This is a genomic window from Pedobacter quisquiliarum, assembly GCF_014642175.1.
GTDB classification, from domain to species: Bacteria; Bacteroidota; Bacteroidia; order Sphingobacteriales; family Sphingobacteriaceae; genus Pedobacter; species Pedobacter quisquiliarum.
In genome coordinates this window covers 137,984-158,655 of record NZ_BMIL01000007.1, presented here as the reverse complement: position 1 = coordinate 158,655, position 20,672 = coordinate 137,984, and the positions used below count along the sequence as shown (strand labels likewise).

The 20,672-nt window shown below is 45.6% G+C and carries 15 protein-coding genes; 6 read left to right on the top strand and 9 right to left on the bottom strand.

Annotation, left to right across the window (positions count from 1 at the left end):
• Positions 1–16: 16 nt before the first annotated feature.
• The 5 genes from IEW69_RS11660 to IEW69_RS11640 form a co-directional block, all read right to left on the bottom strand.
• Entirely contained in the window at positions 17–580 is a 564-nt protein-coding gene (locus tag IEW69_RS11660; RefSeq protein ID WP_188627033.1) for an FKBP-type peptidyl-prolyl cis-trans isomerase, read from the bottom strand.
• A gap of 117 nt (positions 581–697) precedes the next feature.
• Positions 698–2,488: an acyl-CoA dehydrogenase FadE gene (locus IEW69_RS11655; protein WP_188627032.1), complete on the bottom strand. Its 1,791-nt coding sequence runs from the start codon at positions 2,486–2,488 to the stop codon at positions 698–700.
• A 42-nt stretch (positions 2,489–2,530) separates the two neighbouring features.
• Positions 2,531–3,706: an acetyl-CoA C-acyltransferase gene (locus IEW69_RS11650; RefSeq protein ID WP_188627031.1), complete on the bottom strand. Its 1,176-nt coding sequence runs from the start codon at positions 3,704–3,706 to the stop codon at positions 2,531–2,533.
• Between the two features lie 27 nt (positions 3,707–3,733).
• Positions 3,734–6,094, bottom strand: coding sequence for a 3-hydroxyacyl-CoA dehydrogenase/enoyl-CoA hydratase family protein (locus tag IEW69_RS11645; protein ID WP_188627145.1), 2,361 nt, complete (start codon positions 6,092–6,094; stop codon positions 3,734–3,736).
• Entirely contained in the window at positions 6,075–6,533 is a 459-nt protein-coding gene (locus IEW69_RS11640; RefSeq protein WP_188627030.1) for a MarR family winged helix-turn-helix transcriptional regulator, read from the bottom strand. Before IEW69_RS11640 ends, IEW69_RS11645 begins: the two co-directional genes overlap by 20 nt.
• A 276-nt stretch (positions 6,534–6,809) precedes the next feature.
• On the opposite strand from IEW69_RS11640, the gene IEW69_RS11635 reads away from it, so the two are divergent.
• On the top strand, positions 6,810–7,754 hold the full coding sequence (locus IEW69_RS11635) for a manganese catalase family protein (protein ID WP_188627029.1): 945 nt from the start codon (positions 6,810–6,812) through the stop codon (positions 7,752–7,754).
• A 76-nt stretch (positions 7,755–7,830) separates the two neighbouring features.
• On the opposite strand, the gene ggt is transcribed toward IEW69_RS11635, so the two are convergent.
• Positions 7,831–9,570 (bottom strand): gamma-glutamyltransferase, encoded by a 1,740-nt coding sequence (gene ggt, locus IEW69_RS11630; protein WP_229663603.1) that lies wholly within the window; start codon positions 9,568–9,570, stop codon positions 7,831–7,833.
• Positions 9,548–11,320, bottom strand: coding sequence for an AMP-dependent synthetase/ligase (locus tag IEW69_RS11625; protein WP_188627028.1), 1,773 nt, complete (start codon positions 11,318–11,320; stop codon positions 9,548–9,550). The genes ggt and IEW69_RS11625 overlap by 23 nt, the downstream gene beginning before the upstream one ends.
• A gap of 221 nt (positions 11,321–11,541) precedes the next feature.
• Between IEW69_RS11625 and IEW69_RS11620 the strand changes: the two genes are divergently transcribed.
• Positions 11,542–12,021: a hypothetical protein gene (locus IEW69_RS11620; protein WP_188627027.1), complete on the top strand. Its 480-nt coding sequence runs from the start codon at positions 11,542–11,544 to the stop codon at positions 12,019–12,021.
• A gap of 69 nt (positions 12,022–12,090) precedes the next feature.
• On the opposite strand, the gene IEW69_RS11615 is transcribed toward IEW69_RS11620, so the two are convergent.
• Positions 12,091–13,884, bottom strand: coding sequence for a M61 family metallopeptidase (locus tag IEW69_RS11615; RefSeq protein ID WP_188627026.1), 1,794 nt, complete (start codon positions 13,882–13,884; stop codon positions 12,091–12,093).
• Positions 13,885–14,028: 144 nt separating this feature from the next.
• Between IEW69_RS11615 and IEW69_RS11610 the strand changes: the two genes are divergently transcribed.
• The 4 genes from IEW69_RS11610 to IEW69_RS11595 are packed head-to-tail and all read left to right on the top strand — an operon-like array spanning position 14,029 to position 20,464.
• Complete coding sequence (locus IEW69_RS11610) at positions 14,029–15,102, top strand: efflux RND transporter periplasmic adaptor subunit (RefSeq protein WP_188627025.1); 1,074 nt, start codon at positions 14,029–14,031, stop codon at positions 15,100–15,102.
• Positions 15,103–15,112: 10 nt separating this feature from the next.
• Positions 15,113–18,229: an efflux RND transporter permease subunit gene (locus tag IEW69_RS11605; RefSeq protein ID WP_188627024.1), complete on the top strand. Its 3,117-nt coding sequence runs from the start codon at positions 15,113–15,115 to the stop codon at positions 18,227–18,229.
• 6 nt (positions 18,230–18,235) lie between these two features.
• A complete protein-coding gene (locus tag IEW69_RS11600) occupies positions 18,236–19,582 on the top strand; it encodes a TolC family protein (RefSeq protein ID WP_188627023.1) in 1,347 nt (448 codons plus the stop codon).
• A gap of 18 nt (positions 19,583–19,600) precedes the next feature.
• Complete coding sequence (locus tag IEW69_RS11595; RefSeq protein ID WP_188627022.1) at positions 19,601–20,464, top strand: N-acetylglucosamine kinase; 864 nt, start codon at positions 19,601–19,603, stop codon at positions 20,462–20,464.
• Here IEW69_RS11595 and IEW69_RS11590 read toward each other — a convergent pair.
• Positions 20,450–20,638 carry a PID-CTERM protein-sorting domain-containing protein gene (locus IEW69_RS11590; RefSeq protein WP_188627021.1) on the bottom strand — a complete coding sequence of 63 codons (189 nt, stop codon included), beginning with the start codon at positions 20,636–20,638 and terminating at the stop codon, positions 20,450–20,452. The genes IEW69_RS11595 and IEW69_RS11590 overlap by 15 nt on opposite strands.
• Positions 20,639–20,672 lie beyond the last annotated feature (34 nt).

Sequence of the window (20,672 nt, the reverse complement as noted above, 5' to 3'; positions counted from 1 at the left end):
TATTTAAATTGTATTTTTAGTAGTCAGGTTCAAGCGTTACACCACCGCCATCATTGGTTGCAGGATCACCATCCGGGTCATTAGGCATCGTGCCGGGCAATAATTGGCCTTTACGGTAAATCGCTCTCAGTACAATCACATAGTCCAGGTTTGAGTTTGGTGGAATTAAGCCAACTTGTTTATCGGTATAAGCCAGCGCTGAAGGAATCAGCAGTCTGATCGAACCACCTGGCTTAATCATAGGCAGCCCTACTCTCCAACCTTCAATCATTCCGGAATACTTCAACTTCACAGAGTCGCCCCGTTCAACAATTACGCCGTTAAGCATTTTGCCCGTGTAGTTTACCAGGATGTCATCGTCTGCTTCAATTTCATAATCCCCTCCTCCAGCTTGTAAAATCTGGCTGTACAAACCAGTTCGGTGCCTGGTAAAAGTGAGGTTGTTTTTACTGATGAAGCGATCAATGGAATCCACGTCCACCTCAAGTTGCATCTTTTGGTTATATTCTACCACATCACCGCATGACGACATCACTACGCATAGGACGGCACAAGCAAGAAAAAGGGCATTTCTGAACATATCAGCAAAAATAGTCTTTTATATGCGAGAGAACAATTTTTAACCTTTTTTAACAACAAACAAAAAACCGCCCTGCAAATTCATGCAGGACGGCGGAGCGTATGCCTTTATCGCTGATTAGTAGCAGTATTTGTTTGCTGCAATGAGTTCTTGCGCAACTGCTTGTCTTGCCGCTTTCACGTTAAATGGTTCCATTTTCGTAAATCTGCGTAAGCCTACAAGCATCATGCGTAGCTCATCACCTTCACCAAAGGCCCATAGTGCTTCTTTACCAGCCTTTGCAACAGCTTCCACTGCTTCTACAAAGTATATGCGCATCATGTTCAACTGGCCTTCGCAAGCTGCTTCACCACGCAGGCTCACCAACTTCTCGGTTCTCAACATGGCCGATTCTGCTACATATACGTAACTGGCCATGTCGGCAATGTTCATTAAAATCTCCTGCTCTTTGGAAAGGCTCATCATCAGTTTCTGAACTGCAGATCCAGCGACCATCAGGGTTGCTTTTTTAAGATTTTCAATGATCTTCTTCTCCGCAGCGAACAAGGTATCATCTGGCTCACCGAAATCCGGGATAGACATCAGTTCAGATGCGACTGCCGTTGCAGGCGTCATCAGGTCTAACTCCCCTTTCATCGCACGCTTCAACATCATATCGACAGTAAGCAGGCGGTTAATTTCGTTTGTACCCTCGAAAATCCGATTGATACGGGCATCGCGGTAGGCACGGTCCATCGGTGCATCGGCTGAAAAGCCCATACCGCCATAAACCTGCACACCTTCATCCACCACATAGTCCAATGCTTCAGAACCCCAAACTTTCAAGATTGCGCATTCTACAGCAAACTGCTCCGTGGACTTCAATTTTGCTTTACTTGCATCCATACCGCCGGCAACTAGTGCATCGTAGGCATCATCAATATTCTGCCCCGCACGGTAAGCTGCACTTTCCACAGCGTAAACCTTTGTTGCCATTTCAGCAAGTTTATGTCTGATTGCACCGTATTTCGATATCACACGTTCAAACTGTACACGTTCATTGGAGTAGTTGATCGCATGATCAATCACCTTTTTTGAAGCGCCAATAGCAGCAGCGGCAAGTTTGATACGGCCAATATTCAGAATGTTTACAGCTATCTTAAATCCATTTTCACGATCGGAAAGCATGTTTTCAACTGGCACATGGCAATCGTTAAAGAACACCTGGCGGGTTGAAGAACCTTTAATACCCATTTTGTGTTCTTCCGGATTCATGGTGATGCCACCGAAATCACGTTCTACAATAAAGGCCGTTAAGTTCTTGTCATCATCAATTTTCGCAAACACGATGAAGATATCAGCGAAACCACCGTTGGTGATCCACATCTTCTGCCCGTTGATGATGTAGTGTTTTCCATCTTCAGAAAGTTTGGCTTTTGTACGGCCGGAGTTTGCATCAGATCCCGCATTCGGTTCTGTTAAGCAATAAGAAGCTTTCCATTCACCCGTTCCTAATTTCGGAATGTATTTCGCCTTTTGCGCTTCATTTCCATAGTACAGGATCGGCAGGGTACCAATTCCAGTATGGGCAGACAAAGCCACAGCAAACGAATGCCCCGCGCCGATAATGTCGGCAACCAGCATGGAGGTATTGAAGTTTTTACCAAAGCCGCCGAATTCTTCGGGGATGGAAACACCTAAAATACCCAACTCACCTGCTTTTTCCAAAAGCGACTGCATCAAACCCTCTTCCTGCGCATCAATGCGGTCCAGATTCGGGAATACCTCTGCCGTCAGGAAATCACGGCAAGTCTGCGCAATCATCACCTGTTCTTCATCAAACTCCTCTGGGATAAATACATCCTGATAAGTCGTTTCGGAAATTAAGAATTCGCCTCCTTTTATTGTTTTTTTGTCTGTAGTGTCCATACTTGTAATATTTAATTGAGCAAGCTCATCTGTTTTTTAAGATTATAACATTTCGAAGATTCCCGCTGCACCCTGGCCTGTGCCCACGCACATGGTTACCATACCATATTTCTCATCTCTTCTTTTCAGTTCATTGAACAGCTGCACGGACAGTTTAGCGCCCGAACAACCCAGTGGGTGCCCTAAAGCAATAGCACCACCATTCACATTTAAAATATCGGTGTTGATGCCCAGCTCACGAACAATCGCCAGTGACTGTGAAGCGAAAGCCTCGTTCAACTCGATCAGGTTCATTTGATCCAGCTTCATTCCAGCCATCTTCAGTGCTTTCGGAATTGCCGCAATCGGACCAATACCCATCACCCTCGGTGGCACACCTGCAACGCTGTAACTTACCAGTCTGGCAATCGGCTCCACACCAAGTTCCTTCATTTTCTTTTCAGAAACAACCAGCACGAATGCCGCACCATCTGAAGTTTGCGAGGAGTTTCCCGCCGTTACCGAGCCATCCGCAGCAAACACAGGCTTTAGCTTAGCCAGCTTCTCAATGGTTGTATCTGCCCTCGGCCCCTCATCGGTATCCACGACATAACTTCTGGTTTGCTTTTTCATGTGCTCATCCAGATAGTTCTCGTTAACCGTAATCGGCAACACACCAGCCTGCAGGTGACCGTTTTTGATGGCTTCTACTGCACGCATATTCGACTGGTAGGCAAAAGCATCCTGGTCCTCGCGGCTAATCTTGTATTCACTTGCTACCGCTTCCGCAGTAAGGCCCATCCCCCAGTACCAATCCGGGTTCTTTTTCGCAACCTCGGGATTTGGCACCAGCTTCCATCCGCCGAAAGGCATACCAGACATCACCTCAACACCACCTGCAACGATACAGTCGGCCATACCGCTTTTGATCTTTGCGACAGCCATCGCTATGGTTTCCAATCCTGATGCACAGTAACGGTTTACCGTAACACCCGGAACTTTCTCCGTATCCAGTCCCATCAGCGAAATCATACGGCCGATGTTCAGGCCCTGTTCCGCTTCCGGCGTGGCATTACCCACAATAACATCATCAATCTGTTCTTTATCTAAATTTGGCACTGATGCCACTAATGCCCTTACAACGTCTGCAGCCAGGTCATCTGCCCTGGTGAAGCGAAACACACCACGAGGTGCTTTCCCTACTGCAGTCCGGTATCCGGCTATGATATATGCTTCCATGTTTGCTCTTTTAATGTTTTAGAATAGTTAATTTCGAAGTGGCTTACCCTTGGTTACAATACTTTGAATACGTTCCAACGTTTTTCGTTCCCCGCATAAAGACAGGAAAGCTTCTCTTTCCAGATCAAGCAAGTACTGCTCAGTAACTTCGGTAGGTGCCGACAGATCGCCGCCACATAAAACGTAACCCAGCTTCTCTGAAATTTTCTTATCGTGTTCTGAGATGTATTTACCGGAATACATGCTGTTCGCACCCGCATATACGATCCCAAGACCCTGCTTACCAAGCACCTTAATATCTTTTCTTTTCACAGGCATGGTGTACCCAGCCTCTGCAAGTTCAATCGCTTTCGCTTTTGCGTCGGCAATAAGACGGCTCCGGTTCATAGAAATCGAATATTTGTCTTGCTGCAGGTAACCTAAGTCAAATGCTTCTTCCGCCGAAGTAGAAACCTTCGCCATTCCGATCGTTAGGAATCTTTCTTTAAGTACATTTTGCGCAATCTGCTCGCTCTTAAACTCATCTGAAGCACGTAGGGCGAATTCTTTGGTACCACCCCCACCGGGGATCACGCCAACGCCAAATTCAACCAGTCCCATGTAAGTCTCTGCGTTCAGCTGAACATGATCTGCATGGAGACTGAATTCGCAGCCGCCGCCCAGCGTTAGATTATGCGGCGCAACAACTACCGGAATTGAAGAATAACGGATGCGCATAGAGGTGTTCTGGAACATCCGGATCGCCATATTCAACTCGTCCCACTCCTGCTCTACGGCCATCATGAAGATCATACCGACATTCGCACCAGCAGAAAAGTTCGCACCATCATTGCCGATCACCAAACCACGATAATCTTTTTCCGCCATGTCAATAGCTTTATTTATGGCCTGAAGTGTATCTCCGCCAATCGTGTTCATCTTCGAATGAAACTCTACGTTCAGAATGCCATCGCCAAGATCTATAATCGATGCGCCCGCATTCTTCCATAGTGTCTGCTTAGCACGTAGATTATCCAGCACAATGAAGGCTTCCGCTCCTGGAACAGGAACATAACTTTTCGATGGAATATCGTAGTACAGCTTAATACCTTCTGCTACCTTATAGAATGAGGTGTGCCCAGCAGCAAGCATTTCATGTACCCATGGTGCCGCGACGTGGCCATACTTGCGCATGCCCTCAACAGCTTCGGTAATGCCTACAGCATCCCAAACCTCAAACGGCCCGAGCTCCCATCCAAAACCTGCACGCATGGCATCATCAATGCGGTACAGCTCATTCGAAATCTCTGGTATGCGGTCTGACACATACTCAAACAAACCGAAGAATGAAGCCCTGAACAATTCACCGGCTTTATCACGGCCTGCCGCGAAGACTTTCATTCTTTCGCGCACATTATCAATAGATTTGGTCATGTCGAGCGTGGCCGACTTCACCTTCACCTGGGGTTTGTATGTTAAGGTCTTCAGATCCAAAGCAAGGATCTCAGTTTTACCCTCCGGTGTTTTAGTCTTCTTATAAAAACCCTGACTGGTTTTATCTCCTAGCCAGTTGTTTTGCTCCATCTTTGCCACGTACTCCGGCAATTTGAAAAGCTCGTGTGCTTTATCTTCCGGGCAGTTGTCGTAAAGACCTTTTGCCACTTTAATCATGGTATCCAAACCAACTACATCCGTCGTACGGAAAGTTGCTGATTTCGGTCTGCCCAATGCTGGACCAGTATATTTATCTACCTCCTCAACGGTCAGGTCCATTTTTTCTACCAGATGCAGTAACGCCATAATGGAATATACCCCAACACGGTTGGCAATGAACGCAGGTGTATCCTTGCAAAGCACGGTCGTCTTGCCCAGGAATTTATCACCATAATGCATCAGGAAATCGACCAGCTCAGGATTGGTATATGGCGTTGGAATAATTTCCAGCAAGCGTAGATAACGTGGTGGATTAAAAAAGTGCGTGCCGCAGAAATTAGCTTTGAAGTCTTCAGATCTGCCTTCAGCCATCATGTGAATCGGAATACCCGAGGTGTTAGACGAGATGATGCTGCCAGGTTTACGGTGTTGTTCCACCTGCTCAAACACCTGCTTTTTAATATCCAGATTCTCAACAACCACCTCAATTACCCAGTCGTACGCGGAAATCTTCTTCATGTCATCCTCAAAGTTTCCAGTCGTGATTTTGTTGACAACAGACTTCGTGTAAACCGGTGAAGGATTGGTTTTCACCGCAGTTTCAAGTGCTTTGTTTACAATGCCGTTCTTGTCACCCTCCTTTGCAGGGATGTCCAGCAATAAAACTTCAACCCCGATATTCGCAAAATGGCAGGCAATACGAGAGCCCATAATGCCAGAGCCTAGCACGGCGACCTTATTTATTCTTTTGTTCATCATTTTCTATCGTACTTGTATATGCTAATGTGAGTTTGTTCAACTTCTCCAGCGTTTTAATCAGATTATTCTTTTCCTGTACACTGAGGTTTTGCCCCAGGTACTCATTGAAATTTATCACAACCTCCTTGGCAAGCTTTCGCTTCTCGCGACCAAAATCCGTCAGGTAAACCTTCACTGAGCGCTTGTCACATTCGGATGCTTCCCGGTAAATCAGACCAAGCTCTTCCATGTTATTCAACATCCTGGAGAGGCTGGTTGCCTTCACCGCAAGCAATGCTGCCAACTGTGAAACGGCCGTCCCTTCCTTATCAATGTTAATCAACATGTAACCAATAGATTGCGTAATCCCAAAACCTGAAGCAATTTGGTTGTAAACGTTTGAAACGTTCTGCCAAACGACCTTTAAAAAATAATCTACTGTTTCCTGCTGTTTCATTAATTACTATGCTTGCATAACAAAGCTAACGAATAAAAGATTGTAAACAAACAACAAAAAATAAAATTTCAGGTATTTTGTTAAAGCGCCGCAGACACGCAAATTCCACAACTTGCAAAGTTATAGCCACAGCATTCAGGTAGTTAACCTATTCAATATCAATTAACTCACTCTTTATAATCATTATAGATAAAGACAAACCGAAACTAATCCAGCGTTTAAACGGTTTTAGAAAATACAATACCTATTTAACACATCAACCTAAAGCGAAAAACTATGTTTCATCATTCAAAAGACCTCCAATTTAATGCACGCGTTTCTAAACCAGATCCAGCGTTTGCAAATATCCTATTAGAACAATTCGGTGGCGAGAACGGCGAGCTTGCCGCAGCCATGCAGTACTTTACTCAGGCATTTGGTGCCAAGCAGCCGCATCCAGACAAGTACGACATGCTAATGGACATTGCGACTGAAGAATTTTCTCACCTGGAGATCGTTGGTGCGACCATCCAGATGTTACTTAAAGGCGTTAACGGCGAACTAAAAGATGCTGCTGATCAAAGTGAGATCATGCAGGTATTGGATGGTAAAGCGGCTAAAGAGAACATCATTCACGCAGCACTTCATGCCAACCCACAGTTCCCGATCATCACTGGCGGTGGGCCTACACTAAGAAACAGTCAGGGTATTCCATGGTGTGCTTCCTACATTCACTCTAACGGTGATCTTACCGTAGATTTAAGAAGTAACCTTGCTTCTGAGTCAAGAGCAAAACTGGTATATGAGCACCTGATGAAATTCACAGATGACCCGTATGTAAAAGATACTTTATCCTTCCTGATGACCCGTGAGGTAGCCCACTATAAAATGTTCGAGGCGGCATTATCGACAATCCAGCCAAACTTCCCTCCAGGTGTTTTACAGGCAGATCCACGCTTTACACAGCAATACTTTAACCTTTCACCAGAGAAGAGCCCTCGTGGCCCATGGAACGAAGGTGAAATGCCGAATATGGGCTTGCAGTGGGATTACGTAGCAGATCCGGTTGCACATGTTAAGGAAACAAAAGGACTTACAGAAACCGGCGACAACAAGAAATCAGAACTTTCGCAAACAGAAAAGCTAAACAAACAACTTAGTGAAGAGCGAAGCACTGAAGTTAAAAGCGCTGAGCCAAAAGGCACTGCACAATGGAGCGACTATAGCGAACCCGCTAAATAACCTTCCTAAATAAATAACAAAAAGGGCATCCATGAAAATGAATGCCCTTTTTGTTTATACTAAACCTTCGATGAATCTAGAAACCCATCGCTTTATCATCACCTCTGGGATCCGCACCGCCCTGGTAACCTGACTTTACTTTCAAGATTGCATCAACACGTCCGATTGGGCCCCGCGGGACCATCTTGTACCCTTTAGCTTTGAGCTTTTCAACAGTAACACTGTCGATCGCCTCTGCCTCAAACGCAACTTCATCCGGCAGCCATTGGTGGTGGAATTTCTTTGCATCTACCGCCGCCTGCATGTCCTGATCAAACTCTACAACATTCAGTATGGTCTGAAAAACAGAAGTAATGATGGTTGAGCCACCTGGGGTACCTACAACCATATATAACTTGCCATCTTTCTCCAGAATGGTTGGCGTCATGGAACTTAACATGCGTTTGTTTGGCGCAATAGAATTCGCTTCACCACCCACTAAGCCGTACATATTTGGAGAACCTGGTTTCACGGAAAAATCATCCATCTCGTTGTTCAACAGAAAGCCCGCACCCTTTACAACAACCACCGCACCATAAGACCCGTTGAGCGTCGTCGTACTCGAAACGGCATTTCCTTCCGCATCAACAATGGAAAAGTGTGTCGTCTCTTCGTGCTCCGCAGGACTGATCGCTCCAGCTGACACGGCACTACTCGGGGTTGCGCGGTTCCAGTTGAAGTCAGCCATACGTTTCTTCACATAGGCATCCGACATTAACGTCCGTGTCGGGACCTTATAAAAATCCGGGTCACCCAAATGTGCAGCACGATCAGCATAAACCCTGCGTTCTGCTTCCACCATCACCTGTACGGTTGAATCCTTATTAAAACCCCAGCGCTTCAAGGCAAAAGGCTCCACCGACTTCAGTAGCTGAATCAAAGCAATACCGCCACTTGATGGTGGTGGCATGGTAATAATCTTAAAGTCTTTATAAGTACCGGTGATGGCATCACGCCAAACCGCCTGATAGTTTTTTAAATCTTCTTTGGAGATGATACCACCATCACGGTTCATCTGCGTAACAATAGCATCAGCCACCGGACCTTCGTAGAAGCCGGCACGGCCTTTATCGCGAATCTGCTCCATGGTAAAGGCCAGTTCTGGCTGGATCAGCAGATCTCCCGCTGTCCATTGTTCTTTAATCAAAGCCGTACCAAGTGTATTCAGCTTTTTCAATTGTGCCTGTAAACCGTTCAGTTCACGGGCTTGTCTTGCGGAAATCTTAAATCCATTCTTCGCAAGCTGCACTGCGGGTTCCACAAGGTCTGCCCACTTCATTTTTCCATATTTCTGGTGTGCCTCAACCATGCCGGCAACCGAACCCGGTACACCAGAAGCAAGACTGCCATACAAACTTTTTTCTACGATGGCGTTACCTGCTTCGTCTAAATACATATTCCGACTAGCCTTTGAAGCAGCCTTCTCCCGGTAATCCAGCGTACTGGTCGCGCCAGATGCCGCACGGTACACCATAAATCCGCCGCCGCCAATATTACCGGCATTTGGGTAAACCACAGCCAGGGCAAACTGCACAGCAACCGTTGCATCAACGGCATTACCACCTTTTTTCAAGACCTCCAGACCAACCTGAGAGGCATATTCACTTGCCGTAACCACCATCCCCTTTCGGGCTTCAACAGCACCGGTGGATTGCACGGTGGCAGCACCAGTACCAATGGCCGACTTCTGGCCTGAGCAGCCCAATTGCAATACTGCGGGCAAGAGCATGGCCGATACTACCCACGCTGTGATTCTAAATCTTGTAACTTTCTGCATTTCTATATAGTTCTTCAATCGCATCCTTGTTCTTTTCGAGGATGACTTTTCTCTTCAAGCTTAACTTAGGTGTAAGCTCTCCCCCTTCAATGGTCCACTCTTTAATGAGCAACTGGAAACGTTTAACCTGCTCCCATTTACCAAAGTCCTTACAACTGTCCTGAACAATTTGTACGAACTTCTCCAGCACCTGCGGCTCCTTAATGATCTGTTGGTTCGACTGGAAGGTAATGCCCTTATCGGCAGCCCATGTTTTTAGTGCAGTAAAGTTAGGAACAATAAGCGCAGCAGGAAACTTTCTGTTCTCACCAAGTACTAAAACCTGCTCCACAAGCAATGCTTCTTTGAATTTATTTTCTAAAACCTGCGGTGCAACATACTTGCCCCCAGCAGTTTTAAACATCTCTTTCTTCCGGTCGGTGATCTTCAAATACTTTTGATCTACCAGCTCACCAATGTCACCAGTATGGAACCAGCCCTCGGCATCTATGGTCTCTGCCGTGAGGTCCGGCCGGTTGTAATACCCTTTCATCACATTGTGTCCCCTGGTCAGCACTTCACCGTCCTCTGCGATTTTAACTTCCACACCATCAATTGCCGGGCCCACACTGCCGAACATGGTATGCTCAAAGTGATTTACCGTAATTACCGGTGAAGTTTCCGTAAGTCCATAGCCTTCAAACACCGGCATACCTGCAGCCCAGAAAATCCTTGCAAGCCTAGGATTTAGTGCAGCACCGCCGGAAACGATCACCACGATCTCACCGCCCAAGGCTTCCTGCCATTTTTTAAAAACCAGTTTCCGGGCAATATTTAATTTCAGGTTATAAAACCAGCCATTGTTAAACTCGAACAGCTCCGCTTCCGCCACAGCCCATGCAAAAATCTTTTTCTTGATGCCTGTGAGTGCCTTGCCCTTCTCCATAATCTTGTCGTACACCTTCTCCAGCAACCTAGGGACGGTTGAGAAACCATGGGGCTTCACATGTTGGATATCCGCCACAATGGTGTCCATACTCTCCGCATAATAAACGGCAGCATCGGTGTAGAAGTAAACGTAAACGATCATACGTTCAAAAATGTGCGACAAAGGCAGGAAGCTCAAAACGCGACGAACGTTGGAAGGGAAGATCTTCGCGCACTTTTTAAAATTCTGCACTAGATTGTTATGTGTCAGCATTACGCCCTTCGGGGTGCCGGTGGTTCCTGAAGTATAGATTAACGTCAGAATATCATCGGGCTGCACAGCTTGTCTGTAAGGTTCCAGATCAATCTCCGGCGCCGCCGCTCCTGCACGTTGCAGCTCCATCCAATGGCTTGCGCCTTCAATCTCGTCGAAGCTGTAAATGCGGATCGGCAAATCTAAGCCGTCGATCACAGCTTTCACTTTTTCATGCAATGCCGCATCGGCCACGAATATAAAATCAACCTCGGCATTCTTTATTATAAAGCTAATGTCCTGAGCAGCAAGGGTCGGGTACAAAGGAATCTGGTATGCACCCAGTTGCATAATGGCAAAATCGGATATGTTCCACTCGGGCCGGTTGGGCGACATCACTGCAATCCTCGACCCTTTCCCAAGCCCCAGCGTAACCAATCCCCTGCTCAGCTGATCCACTGTTTCACAAAAATCTTTGGTGCTGTAGGACTTCCATGTGCCGTTAATTTTTCCACTTACAAAATCCGCTTTAGGAAATTGCTCGATGTTATACTTTAATATATCAAAAACCCGTGTCACTGTTGTTCCCATGAAATTTGCTTAAATATTTGGTGTATCTCAAATCTAACAAAATATTCAATGTATTAAAATCAACTGTATGGAGGTACCTTCACCGCGATGAAATAGCTGCAGCCGAAATGAGCCGTCTATTTAATTATGCCTTCTGCCCCTGCTATTGTACATTTGCAGCTGTTGGAATTAACTGGCACAAGAGTTGAAACCACCAGATTTATTGTTTAATTAAAAAAATTATGAAAAAACTTTTTACGATGATGTGTTTAACTGTAATTGCTACAATTGGCATTTACAGTACCGCCAATGCCCAGGATTACAGAAATGCAATCGGTGGACGATTTGGAACGGCAAATGGTGTGACTTTCAAAACGACCTTAGGCGGCAACAAAATGCTTGACCTTATTGCAAACTTTAGGTCAAACGATGGTTATTCATACTTCAGGGTAACCGGTTTATATGAAATCTACAACCCTATTCAAGGTGCTGACGGATTAAACTGGTACTACGGTCTGGGTGGATCTGTTGGGTCAAGAAAATGGAAATATAACGACACTAACAAAGCATACATCTCCGTAGATGGTGTTCTTGGTTTAGACTATAAATTCGCTGAAGCGCCGCTTAACCTTTCATTAGACTGGAAACCAGCAATTGAACTTGCGCCTGGTACAGAGTTCGATTCTTCAGGTTTAGGTCTGTCCATCAGATTTACTTTCTAAGGAAATCTTACCACATAAAAAAAGCGGCTGATCCTATGATCAGCCGCTTTTTTTATGTGCTGGTTGGTATTAAATACCTGTCCATCTTTTCAACACTGCCTTCTGCGCAGGTGTTGCATTTTCATCGATCTTTGCAACCAGTCTGATGCTTGGATTCGCTTTCAAGGTAACAGCGAAGTCTACAACCTTTCCATCACGACCAACTTTGATGTTTACCACATCACCAACTTTCTTGCTGGTAAGTTCCGGCATACGCTCAATCGCTGCCTCTATAGGCACACCATTAATGCTAAGCAGTTCATCGTTAACATTTAATCCCGATGTCCATGCTGCTGAATTTCTGGAAACAGCGGTAATGAACATACGACCTTCTGTCTTACGTGAGGCTACACCCAGGTACGGCGTGCTTTTGCCTTCATTATCATCCTTAACGGTAACGCCCGCATAAGCGAAATAAGTTTTATAGTCCACAGGTTCTGTACCGGTCACATATTTATCCCAAAAACTGGTAAAACTGATACCACTCACCTTCTCCACCATAGCTTTGAACTCTGCATCTGTATAACCTCTACCTTGCGTTTTACCTTGCAGGTACATGGCCTTCATCACATCATCAAGGCTCTTCGCGCCCTTTGTTGCATTTGCAATGGCAAGATCCATCAGCAAACCAATAACCTCACCCTTACTGTAATAAGAAATTGAGTTATTACTCGAGTTCTCATCCGGACGGTACTGCTTAATCCAGGCATCGTAGCTGGCCATAGCGGCCGACTGCACTTTTGCACCTGGTGTATTTTCTACCGCAGCAACTGCACCGGCAAGCTTATTTACAAAAGCATTCTGATCGTTAAAACCTGCACGCAGTGTAAGTTTATTCTCGTAGTAAGCGGTAAAGCCTTCTGCAATCCACAAATTGGTTGTATACACCTCATTGTCGTAGTCGAATGGGCCTAAGGCAACTGGTCTAAGGCGTTTAACATTCCACAAGTGGTAGTATTCGTGCGCAACAAGGTCAAGAAAACCATTATAACCTCTTTCGTTATTGTACTGATTACGTGATGCACCAAGTACCGTCGAGTTTAAGTGCTCTAATCCGCCGCCGCCACGCTCATAGTTGTGAACGATAAAGGTGTAATGCTTGTTCGGGTTCTCGCCGTAGATTGCAGTTCCTTGCTCAACGATTTTCGCCATGTCTACTTTCAGACGTTCCTTATCGTAGTTTCCACCACCGTACATGGCAACTTCATGCTTAACACCTGAAGCCATGAACTCGAATACATCCTGGTTCCCCACTTCAATAGGGCTATCAAAAAGAATATCGAAGTCTTTTGCTGTATATGTAAATTGTTGTCCGGCAACAGGCTCAAGTCCTGTTGAAACCTTAGACCATCCCTGGTAAGGCACAACTTTCACCGTGCTTGGTGATTTAAGATGTCCTTCAGGATACATAAAGATGCCTGTTGAAGAAAGGAAGGCATGGGAAGCGTCTACAAATGAAGTACGCACGGAAACTTCAAAGGCGTAAACGCGGTAATTGATTTTTAACTGGTTGGCTTTAGCACCATAAATACGCCAGATGTTCTTTCTTACTTTTTCAAATTTTACGGGTTTACCCGCTGCACTGGCTTTAAATCCTTCTACATTCTTAGAAAATTCCCTTACCAGGTAAGAGCCCGGTGCCCAAACTGGCATTTTAACATCGACATAGTCCTTGTTAATGCCTGAGATATTCATTTCCACTTCTGCATAGTGCGCCTGTGGTTCTGTAAAACTTACTTCAAAACCAATCTTAACCTGTGATTTTGCAGTAAGTCCCAGGGAAAGTAATATAACTACCCCGAATAATGATTTTTTTTTAAACATACTTAAAGCTTTTGGGCAAAAATAGAACTTCTCTTGTTTCTACCTTAATGATTTGAATTTAGGGGTGTAACATACTTAATACAACACAAACCTGCTAACTTATTTAGATATTTTTGTTTGTTAATCCAACTACAATTCTCCACAATGAAGATCAGATACATCATCTATGCCGTTCTGGCGCTGGCACTTGCTTACTTTATTTATTATCGAATTACTGCAAACAAAGCAGTCTCCGAATCTGGCAAGGGTGGTGGCGGCCGCGGTGGTTCTGGTGCCACAATGGTTGTCAATGGTATTGTGGTTGAAGCCGCGGCCTTCGAAAACGAGCTGGAAGTGACGGGTTCCATTGAAGCCAATGAAGCTGTAAACCTGCAGAGTGAGATCTCCGGACTGGTTACCAGCATCAACTTCACTGAAGGCAGTAATGTAAAAAAGGGTACTGTGCTGGTTAGAATTAACGATCGCGACATACAGGCGCAACTGCAACAAGTGTTAACCGGACAGAAACTCTCGCAGTCAAATGAAAACCGTGCGAAGCAATTGCTTGCTAAAGGCGCGATCAGTCAGGAGGAGTACGACACTTCCCTTGCAGAACTTCAGTCTTTGAACGCGCAGGCACAACTGGTACGTGCACAACTTGCAAAGGCCATCATCAGAGCACCTTTTGATGGTAAAATTGGGCTCCGCAACATTTCTATGGGTGAATATCTTACGCCGAATAAAATCATCGCCAGCCTTTCGGCGGTTAATCCGGTTAAAATCAGCTTCTCTGTTCCGGAGAAATATTCAGGTCAGATTAAAGTGAATTCCGAGGTCGACTTCAATACTGACGGCTTAAACCAGACTTACAAAGGAAAGGTATATGCGATTGAACCAGGCATCAACGCACAAACCAGAACATTATCGATTAAAGCGCTGGCGCAGAATCCTAAGAATGATTTGCTGCCCGGCTCTTTTGCAAAGATCAGACTTACATTAAATACGATGGACAACGCCTTATTAATTCCTAATGAAGCCATCATTCCAGTATTAAAAGGTAAGACTGTTTTCATCTCTGAAAATGGCAAAGCGAAGCAGGTTCCTGTAGAATCCGGGACCAGAACTGCAGACCGGATTGTAATCACATCAGGACTTAAAGCTGGCGATACGGTACTCACCACCGGAGCCATGGCATTAAAAAATGATGCAGCTGTTAAAGTTACCGTGGTAAACAACTAATTCAAACAACATGAGTATTTCAACCACCAGTATAAAAAGGCCGGTTCTTGCCATCGTGATGAACCTTATGATTCTGCTTTTTGGAATCATCGGCTACACTTTCCTGGGCGTACGAGAGTTTCCGGATATTGATCCAACGGTTGTTTCTGTTCGTACATCCTACCCGGGTGCAAACGCAGACATCATTGAATCCCAGATCACGGAACCGCTGGAAAAATCCATCAACGGTATTGATGGTATCCGTAACATCTCCTCTTCCAGTAACCAGGGTTCGAGTAACATCACCATTGAGTTTAACCTAGATAAGAACATCGACGACGCGGCGAATGATGTCCGTGATAAAGTATCTCAGGCGGCCAGAAGTTTACCTAAAGACATTGATGGTAATCCAACCGTAAGTAAGGCGGATGCGAATTCCCAGGCCGTAATCACCATGACCATACAAAGCGATAAACGTGATGTTATGGAACTTAGTGACTACGCCGAAAACGTTATTTCAGAAAGGCTGCAGACCATCTCTGGCGTCAGTAGCGTGCAGATCCAAGGCCAGCGCAAGTATGCCATGCGTATCCGCATTGATCCAGGTAAACTTGCTGCTTATGGGCTGACTTCAGCCGATCTTGTGGATGCCCTAAACCGTGAAAACGTTGAGCTTCCTTCTGGGAAAATCACCGGTGCCAACACGGAGCTTATTGTAAAGACCCTAGGAAAACTGACCAATGCAGAAGAGTTTAACAGCCTGATCATTGCTACTGATTCCAACAACGTGGTTCGCCTGCAGGATGTGGGTTATGCAATGCTTGGTTCCGAAAACGAAGAAACGGTACTACGTGAGTCTGGAAAACCCATGGTTGCCGTTGGCCTGGTACCGCAGCCCGGCGCCAATTACCTGGACATCTCTAAGGAGTTCTATAAACGTTTCGATCAACTTAAAAAAGATGTACCCGAAGATATTAAGCTGGAAGTATCCCTGGACACGACGGAATTCATCAAGATGTCCATTACGGAGGTTACCGAAACCATTATCCTGTCGCTCATCCTGGTAATCCTTATCATTTACCTGTTTTTCAGGGATTGGGCAATCGCCTTCCGTCCTTTGATCGATATACCAGTATCACTGATTTTCACCTTCTTCATCATGTACATCTTTGGCTTTTCCATCAATGTACTATCCCTGCTGGCCATTGTACTTGCAACCGGACTGGTGGTCGATGATGGTATCGTGGTCACGGAAAACATCTTCAAGAAGGTTGAAGAGGGCTACTCTCCTTTTGAGGCGGCCATCAAAGGTTCTAATGAGATCTTCTTCGCTGTTATTTCCATTTCCGTCACCCTTGCTGCAGTATTCTTACCCGTAATTTTCCTTGAAGGATTTGTCGGGCGACTCTTCCGGGAGTTCGGTATCGTAATCGGAGCGGCAGTACTCATCTCGGCATTCGTGTCCCTGACGCTAACGCCGATGCTTAACGCATACCTGATGAAGAAAACCGGGCACAAGAAGTCAAAGTTCTATGTCATGACGGAGCCTTACTTTCAAAAGCTGAACGATTCGTATGAAGAAAACCTAAACAAGTTCCTTGGTCGCCGGTGGTTAGCAATCCCAATCATCCTGTTCTGCGTGGGCCTGATCGCATTATTCTGGAACATCATTCCAAAAGAAACGGCACCTTATGATGACCGCAGTGCCATAAACATGAACGTGAGTACGCCTGAGGGTGCTTCATTTGCTTATACAGATAAGTTCATGAACAAGATCAGCACAATGATCGGTGATTCGGTTCCGGAAACGAATGTCAACATCAGCATTACATCTCCAGGCTTCGGAGGCGGATCTACCAACGGTGGATTCTTCCGTATGGGTCTCGTGAAACCATCTGACCGTGAACGTTCACAGGCAGAAATCGCCACCAAATTAACGAGCATCACGCGCAAGTATTCTGAGGGGAAAGTCGTTGTCACACAACAACCAACCATTTCCGTGGGCCGCCGTGGTGGTCTGCCAATCAACTACATCATACAGGCCCAGAACTTTGAAAAACTCCGGGAGAAAGTGCCATTGTTTATGGATGCTGTAGCAAACGACCCAAGTTTCACGACATCAGATGTGAACCTGAAGTTCAACAAACCAGAAATCAACCTCACAATCAACAGAGACAAAGCAAAAAACCTGGGTGTTTCTGCCCAGGACATCGGTACGGCACTGCAACTCGGTTTGAGTGGTCAACGTTTCTCCTATTTCTTCATGAATGGTAAACAATACCAGGTTATCGGACAGTTTGAAGTAGCAGATCGTAAAGATCCACTGGATTTAAGTTCTGTGTATGTTCGTAATAACAAGGGACAGCTTATTCAGTTGGATAATGTTGTAGACGCTAAAGAAGAGAGCAGCCCACCACAGCTATACCGTAACAACAGGTTTACTGCTGCCACGGTATCCGCGGGCCTTGCGCCTGGGGTGAGTATCGGGGAAGGCTTAGATGCAATGGACAGGATCGCCGCGAAAATTCTTGATGACACCTTCTCTACTGATCTTGGTGGCGAATCCAGGGATTACCGCGAAAGTTCCTCAAATACGCTATTTGCCTTTGGCCTGGCCCTGCTCCTGGTGTATTTGATTCTATCTGCGCAGTTTGAAAGTTTTAAAGACCCAATCATCATCATTTTAACGGTGCCAATGGCGGTAGCCGGTGCTTTCCTTTCACTCTGGTTGTTCGGCCAGACCTGGAACATCTTCAGCCAGATTGGTACCATCATGCTTATCGGACTGGTAACGAAGAATGGTATTCTAATCGTGGAATTTGCCAACCAGCTTAAAGAACAAGGTAAGTCTGTTCAGGAAGCCATCCGTGAAGCATCTGTGGCAAGGTTAAGACCAATTCTCATGACCAGTCTTGCCATCGCTATCGGCGCACTTCCAATTGCAATGGCACTCGGTGCCGCGGCAAAGAGTCGTATGGGTATGGGTATCGTGATTGTTGGGGGAACAACCTTCTCCCTGGTATTAACCCTATTTGTGATCCCGGCAATTTATTCTTACTGGTCTAAAGAACACAAGGAAAATAAGGAGCTTACCCGCTCTTTAGAAGCTGCTTTGGAGCAAGAAAAATTAGAAACTGTTACAATATAATCCTGCATGAAATTCAGCATAAATCTGTTTATCCTGGGCCTGGTCTTTTTAGGCTTTACGCCATATACTTACGGACAAAATATCCTTCATAAGAATACCGATAGCCTGCCCCGCTTTACCTTACGGGAAGCGATAGACACGGCATTGAAAAACAACTACGACATCAAGCTCATCAACAATGATCTCTTAATTGCAAAGAACAATGTGAATGTTGGAAACGCCGGCTTCCTGCCAGCATTGGTAGGTAGCCTTGCCAATAACGGGAGCAATCAACATACCGTCCGCACACCAGCTTCAGGTCCCGAGCAGGAACTATCCGGCGTAAAAAACACCAACCTTAACTACGGTGTGGCGCTGGACTGGACCGTCTTCGACGGCTTTCAGATGTTTGCGAATTACGACCGCTTGAAAGCATTACAGCAGCAAGGGGAAGTAAATAGCAAAGCTGTAATCCTGACCACCATCGCAGATGTGGTAAATGCTTATTATGGTATGGTGCGCCAGCAGCAGCTTGTAGTGGCTAAAGACAGTGCCATGGAAATATCGAGGTTAAGGCGTCGAATTGCAGAAAACAAACTACAGATCGGCCGTGGCTCTAAACTCGATGTACTTGCCGCCATCGTAGATTTCAATACCGACACTTCTTCTTACCTTCAGGAGAAGAACCTGCTTAAAACCTCCATGGTTACCCTGAACCAGATCATGGCGCGGAACCTGAACATCGAGTTTAAGGTGGATGAAGAAATGAACATCCAGAATAACCTAAACCTTCAGGAGCTTGCAGAGAAAACGCAGCAGTTGAATCCAAATCTTCAAAATGCCTTTATCAATACGCGGATTGCAGCGCTCAACCTTAAACAGATCAAAGGGCAGCGATATCCGGTCATTGCGGTAAACAGTGGTTATCAGGTATCGAAAAGTACCAGCCCCACAGGCTTTAACCAGAAGATCCAGTCCAACGGACTTACATACGGACTTTCCGCCAGCATAAACATCTTCAATGGTTTCCTGCAAAGACAGAATGAGCGTAACGCAAAGGTGACCATCAACTCTTCAGAACTTGATTTAGAACGCACCAGACAAGCCATTAATGCGCAGTTGATTTCCTCATATCAGAACTACATGACCAACCTTGATCTGCTTAAAGTGGAATCCGGAAACGTGCAGGTGGCAGACCAGAATCTGGAAATTACATTGGAGAAATACCGCTTGGGTAGCATCTCACCCCTCGAACTTCGGGAAGCCCAACGTAATTCCATAAACGCCATCACCCGTCTGTTGGATGCAGAATACCAGGCTAAAATCACAGAGATTAGCCTGAAAGAAATCAGCGGCACGCTGAATGTTCAATAAGATTCTTATTTTTAACGCATGATTTTAGTAGCTGACAGCGGTTCATCGAAAACAGACTGGATGGGTTATGATAATGGAGCGATTATCACCTTCAATACCAAAGGCATCAATCCATATTTCTTAAATGAACAGGAGATCTACAAGTTGCTTTCCAAAAACGAGGACCTCATCAGTCACGCGGCTAAGGTGCAGGAAATTTACTTCTTCGGCGCTGGCAGTTCTTCCCCTGATAAACATGAGGTGGTATCTAATGGGCTCTCCCTGTTCTTCAAGAATGCTTTCATTAGTGTAGATAATGATCTTGTGGGCTCGGCCTATGCAACCTGCGGGCATGAGAAAGGGCTATCCTGCATTTTAGGTACTGGTTCAAACATCTCCTACTTTGATGGAAAAAATGTACATGACAGCACCCATGGTCTGGGCTACGTGCTTGGTGATGAAGGCTCCGGAACATACTTCGGCCGCAAGCTTGTTACCGCCTACCTCTACGGCAATATGCCGGCAGCGCTTGGAAAGTTGTTCGCGGAGAAGTACGACATCAACAAAGAACAAGTGATTACCAATGTTTACCAAAGGCCATTCCCGAACATCTATCTCGCTTCGCTAAGCAGGTTTATGATCGAGCACATTGATCATCCTTTCATTGTTGAACTCCTGCGCAAAGGCTTCCAGGAATTTGTAGACACTAACATTAAGGATTATGCTGATTATAAAAGCATGAAATGCCACTTTATAGGCTCCATCGCCTACTTCTATCAGGATAGCCTGAAGTCGGTTTGTGAAGCCAATGATATCCAGGTCGGCAACATCTACCAGAAACCGATCCACGGGATATTTAACTACATCCTGCATAAAGAAGGGATCCAGCTAACGGCAGACTAAATCCCTGCGGAGCCGCCACATGCCGTACACGATTGCAATAAGGATCAGCACATAAACACCGGAGTCCAATGGTGTCTCTGGTAACTCTGGAGGCAGATCAGGATCTCCACCCGGCATTCCGGGATCACCTGGTCCGGGACCTTGGAATAGCATAAACAGGTGTAACTGCATCATAAGCAATCTGGGTAGCATAGGCATCATCATTTAG

What these genes read in the sequence shown, in the direction of transcription:
- IEW69_RS11660 (WP_188627033.1), bottom strand. Translation starts at nt 580, where the DNA reads ATGTTCAGAAATGCCCTTTTTCTTGCTTGTGCCGTCCTATGCGTAGTG.
- IEW69_RS11655 (WP_188627032.1), bottom strand. Translation starts at nt 2,488, where the DNA reads ATGGACACTACAGACAAAAAAACAATAAAAGGAGGCGAATTCTTAATT.
- IEW69_RS11650 (WP_188627031.1), bottom strand. Translation starts at nt 3,706, where the DNA reads ATGGAAGCATATATCATAGCCGGATACCGGACTGCAGTAGGGAAAGCA.
- IEW69_RS11645 (WP_188627145.1), bottom strand. Translation starts at nt 6,094, where the DNA reads ATGAACAAAAGAATAAATAAGGTCGCCGTGCTAGGCTCTGGCATTATG.
- IEW69_RS11640 (WP_188627030.1), bottom strand. Translation starts at nt 6,533, where the DNA reads ATGAAACAGCAGGAAACAGTAGATTATTTTTTAAAGGTCGTTTGGCAG.
- IEW69_RS11635 (WP_188627029.1), top strand. Translation starts at nt 6,810, where the DNA reads ATGTTTCATCATTCAAAAGACCTCCAATTTAATGCACGCGTTTCTAAA.
- ggt (WP_229663603.1), bottom strand. Translation starts at nt 9,570, where the DNA reads ATGCAGAAAGTTACAAGATTTAGAATCACAGCGTGGGTAGTATCGGCC.
- IEW69_RS11625 (WP_188627028.1), bottom strand. Translation starts at nt 11,320, where the DNA reads ATGGGAACAACAGTGACACGGGTTTTTGATATATTAAAGTATAACATC.
- IEW69_RS11620 (WP_188627027.1), top strand. Translation starts at nt 11,542, where the DNA reads ATGAAAAAACTTTTTACGATGATGTGTTTAACTGTAATTGCTACAATT.
- IEW69_RS11615 (WP_188627026.1), bottom strand. Translation starts at nt 13,884, where the DNA reads ATGTTTAAAAAAAAATCATTATTCGGGGTAGTTATATTACTTTCCCTG.
- IEW69_RS11610 (WP_188627025.1), top strand. Translation starts at nt 14,029, where the DNA reads ATGAAGATCAGATACATCATCTATGCCGTTCTGGCGCTGGCACTTGCT.
- IEW69_RS11605 (WP_188627024.1), top strand. Translation starts at nt 15,113, where the DNA reads ATGAGTATTTCAACCACCAGTATAAAAAGGCCGGTTCTTGCCATCGTG.
- IEW69_RS11600 (WP_188627023.1), top strand. Translation starts at nt 18,236, where the DNA reads ATGAAATTCAGCATAAATCTGTTTATCCTGGGCCTGGTCTTTTTAGGC.
- IEW69_RS11595 (WP_188627022.1), top strand. Translation starts at nt 19,601, where the DNA reads ATGATTTTAGTAGCTGACAGCGGTTCATCGAAAACAGACTGGATGGGT.
- IEW69_RS11590 (WP_188627021.1), bottom strand. Translation starts at nt 20,638, where the DNA reads ATGATGCAGTTACACCTGTTTATGCTATTCCAAGGTCCCGGACCAGGT.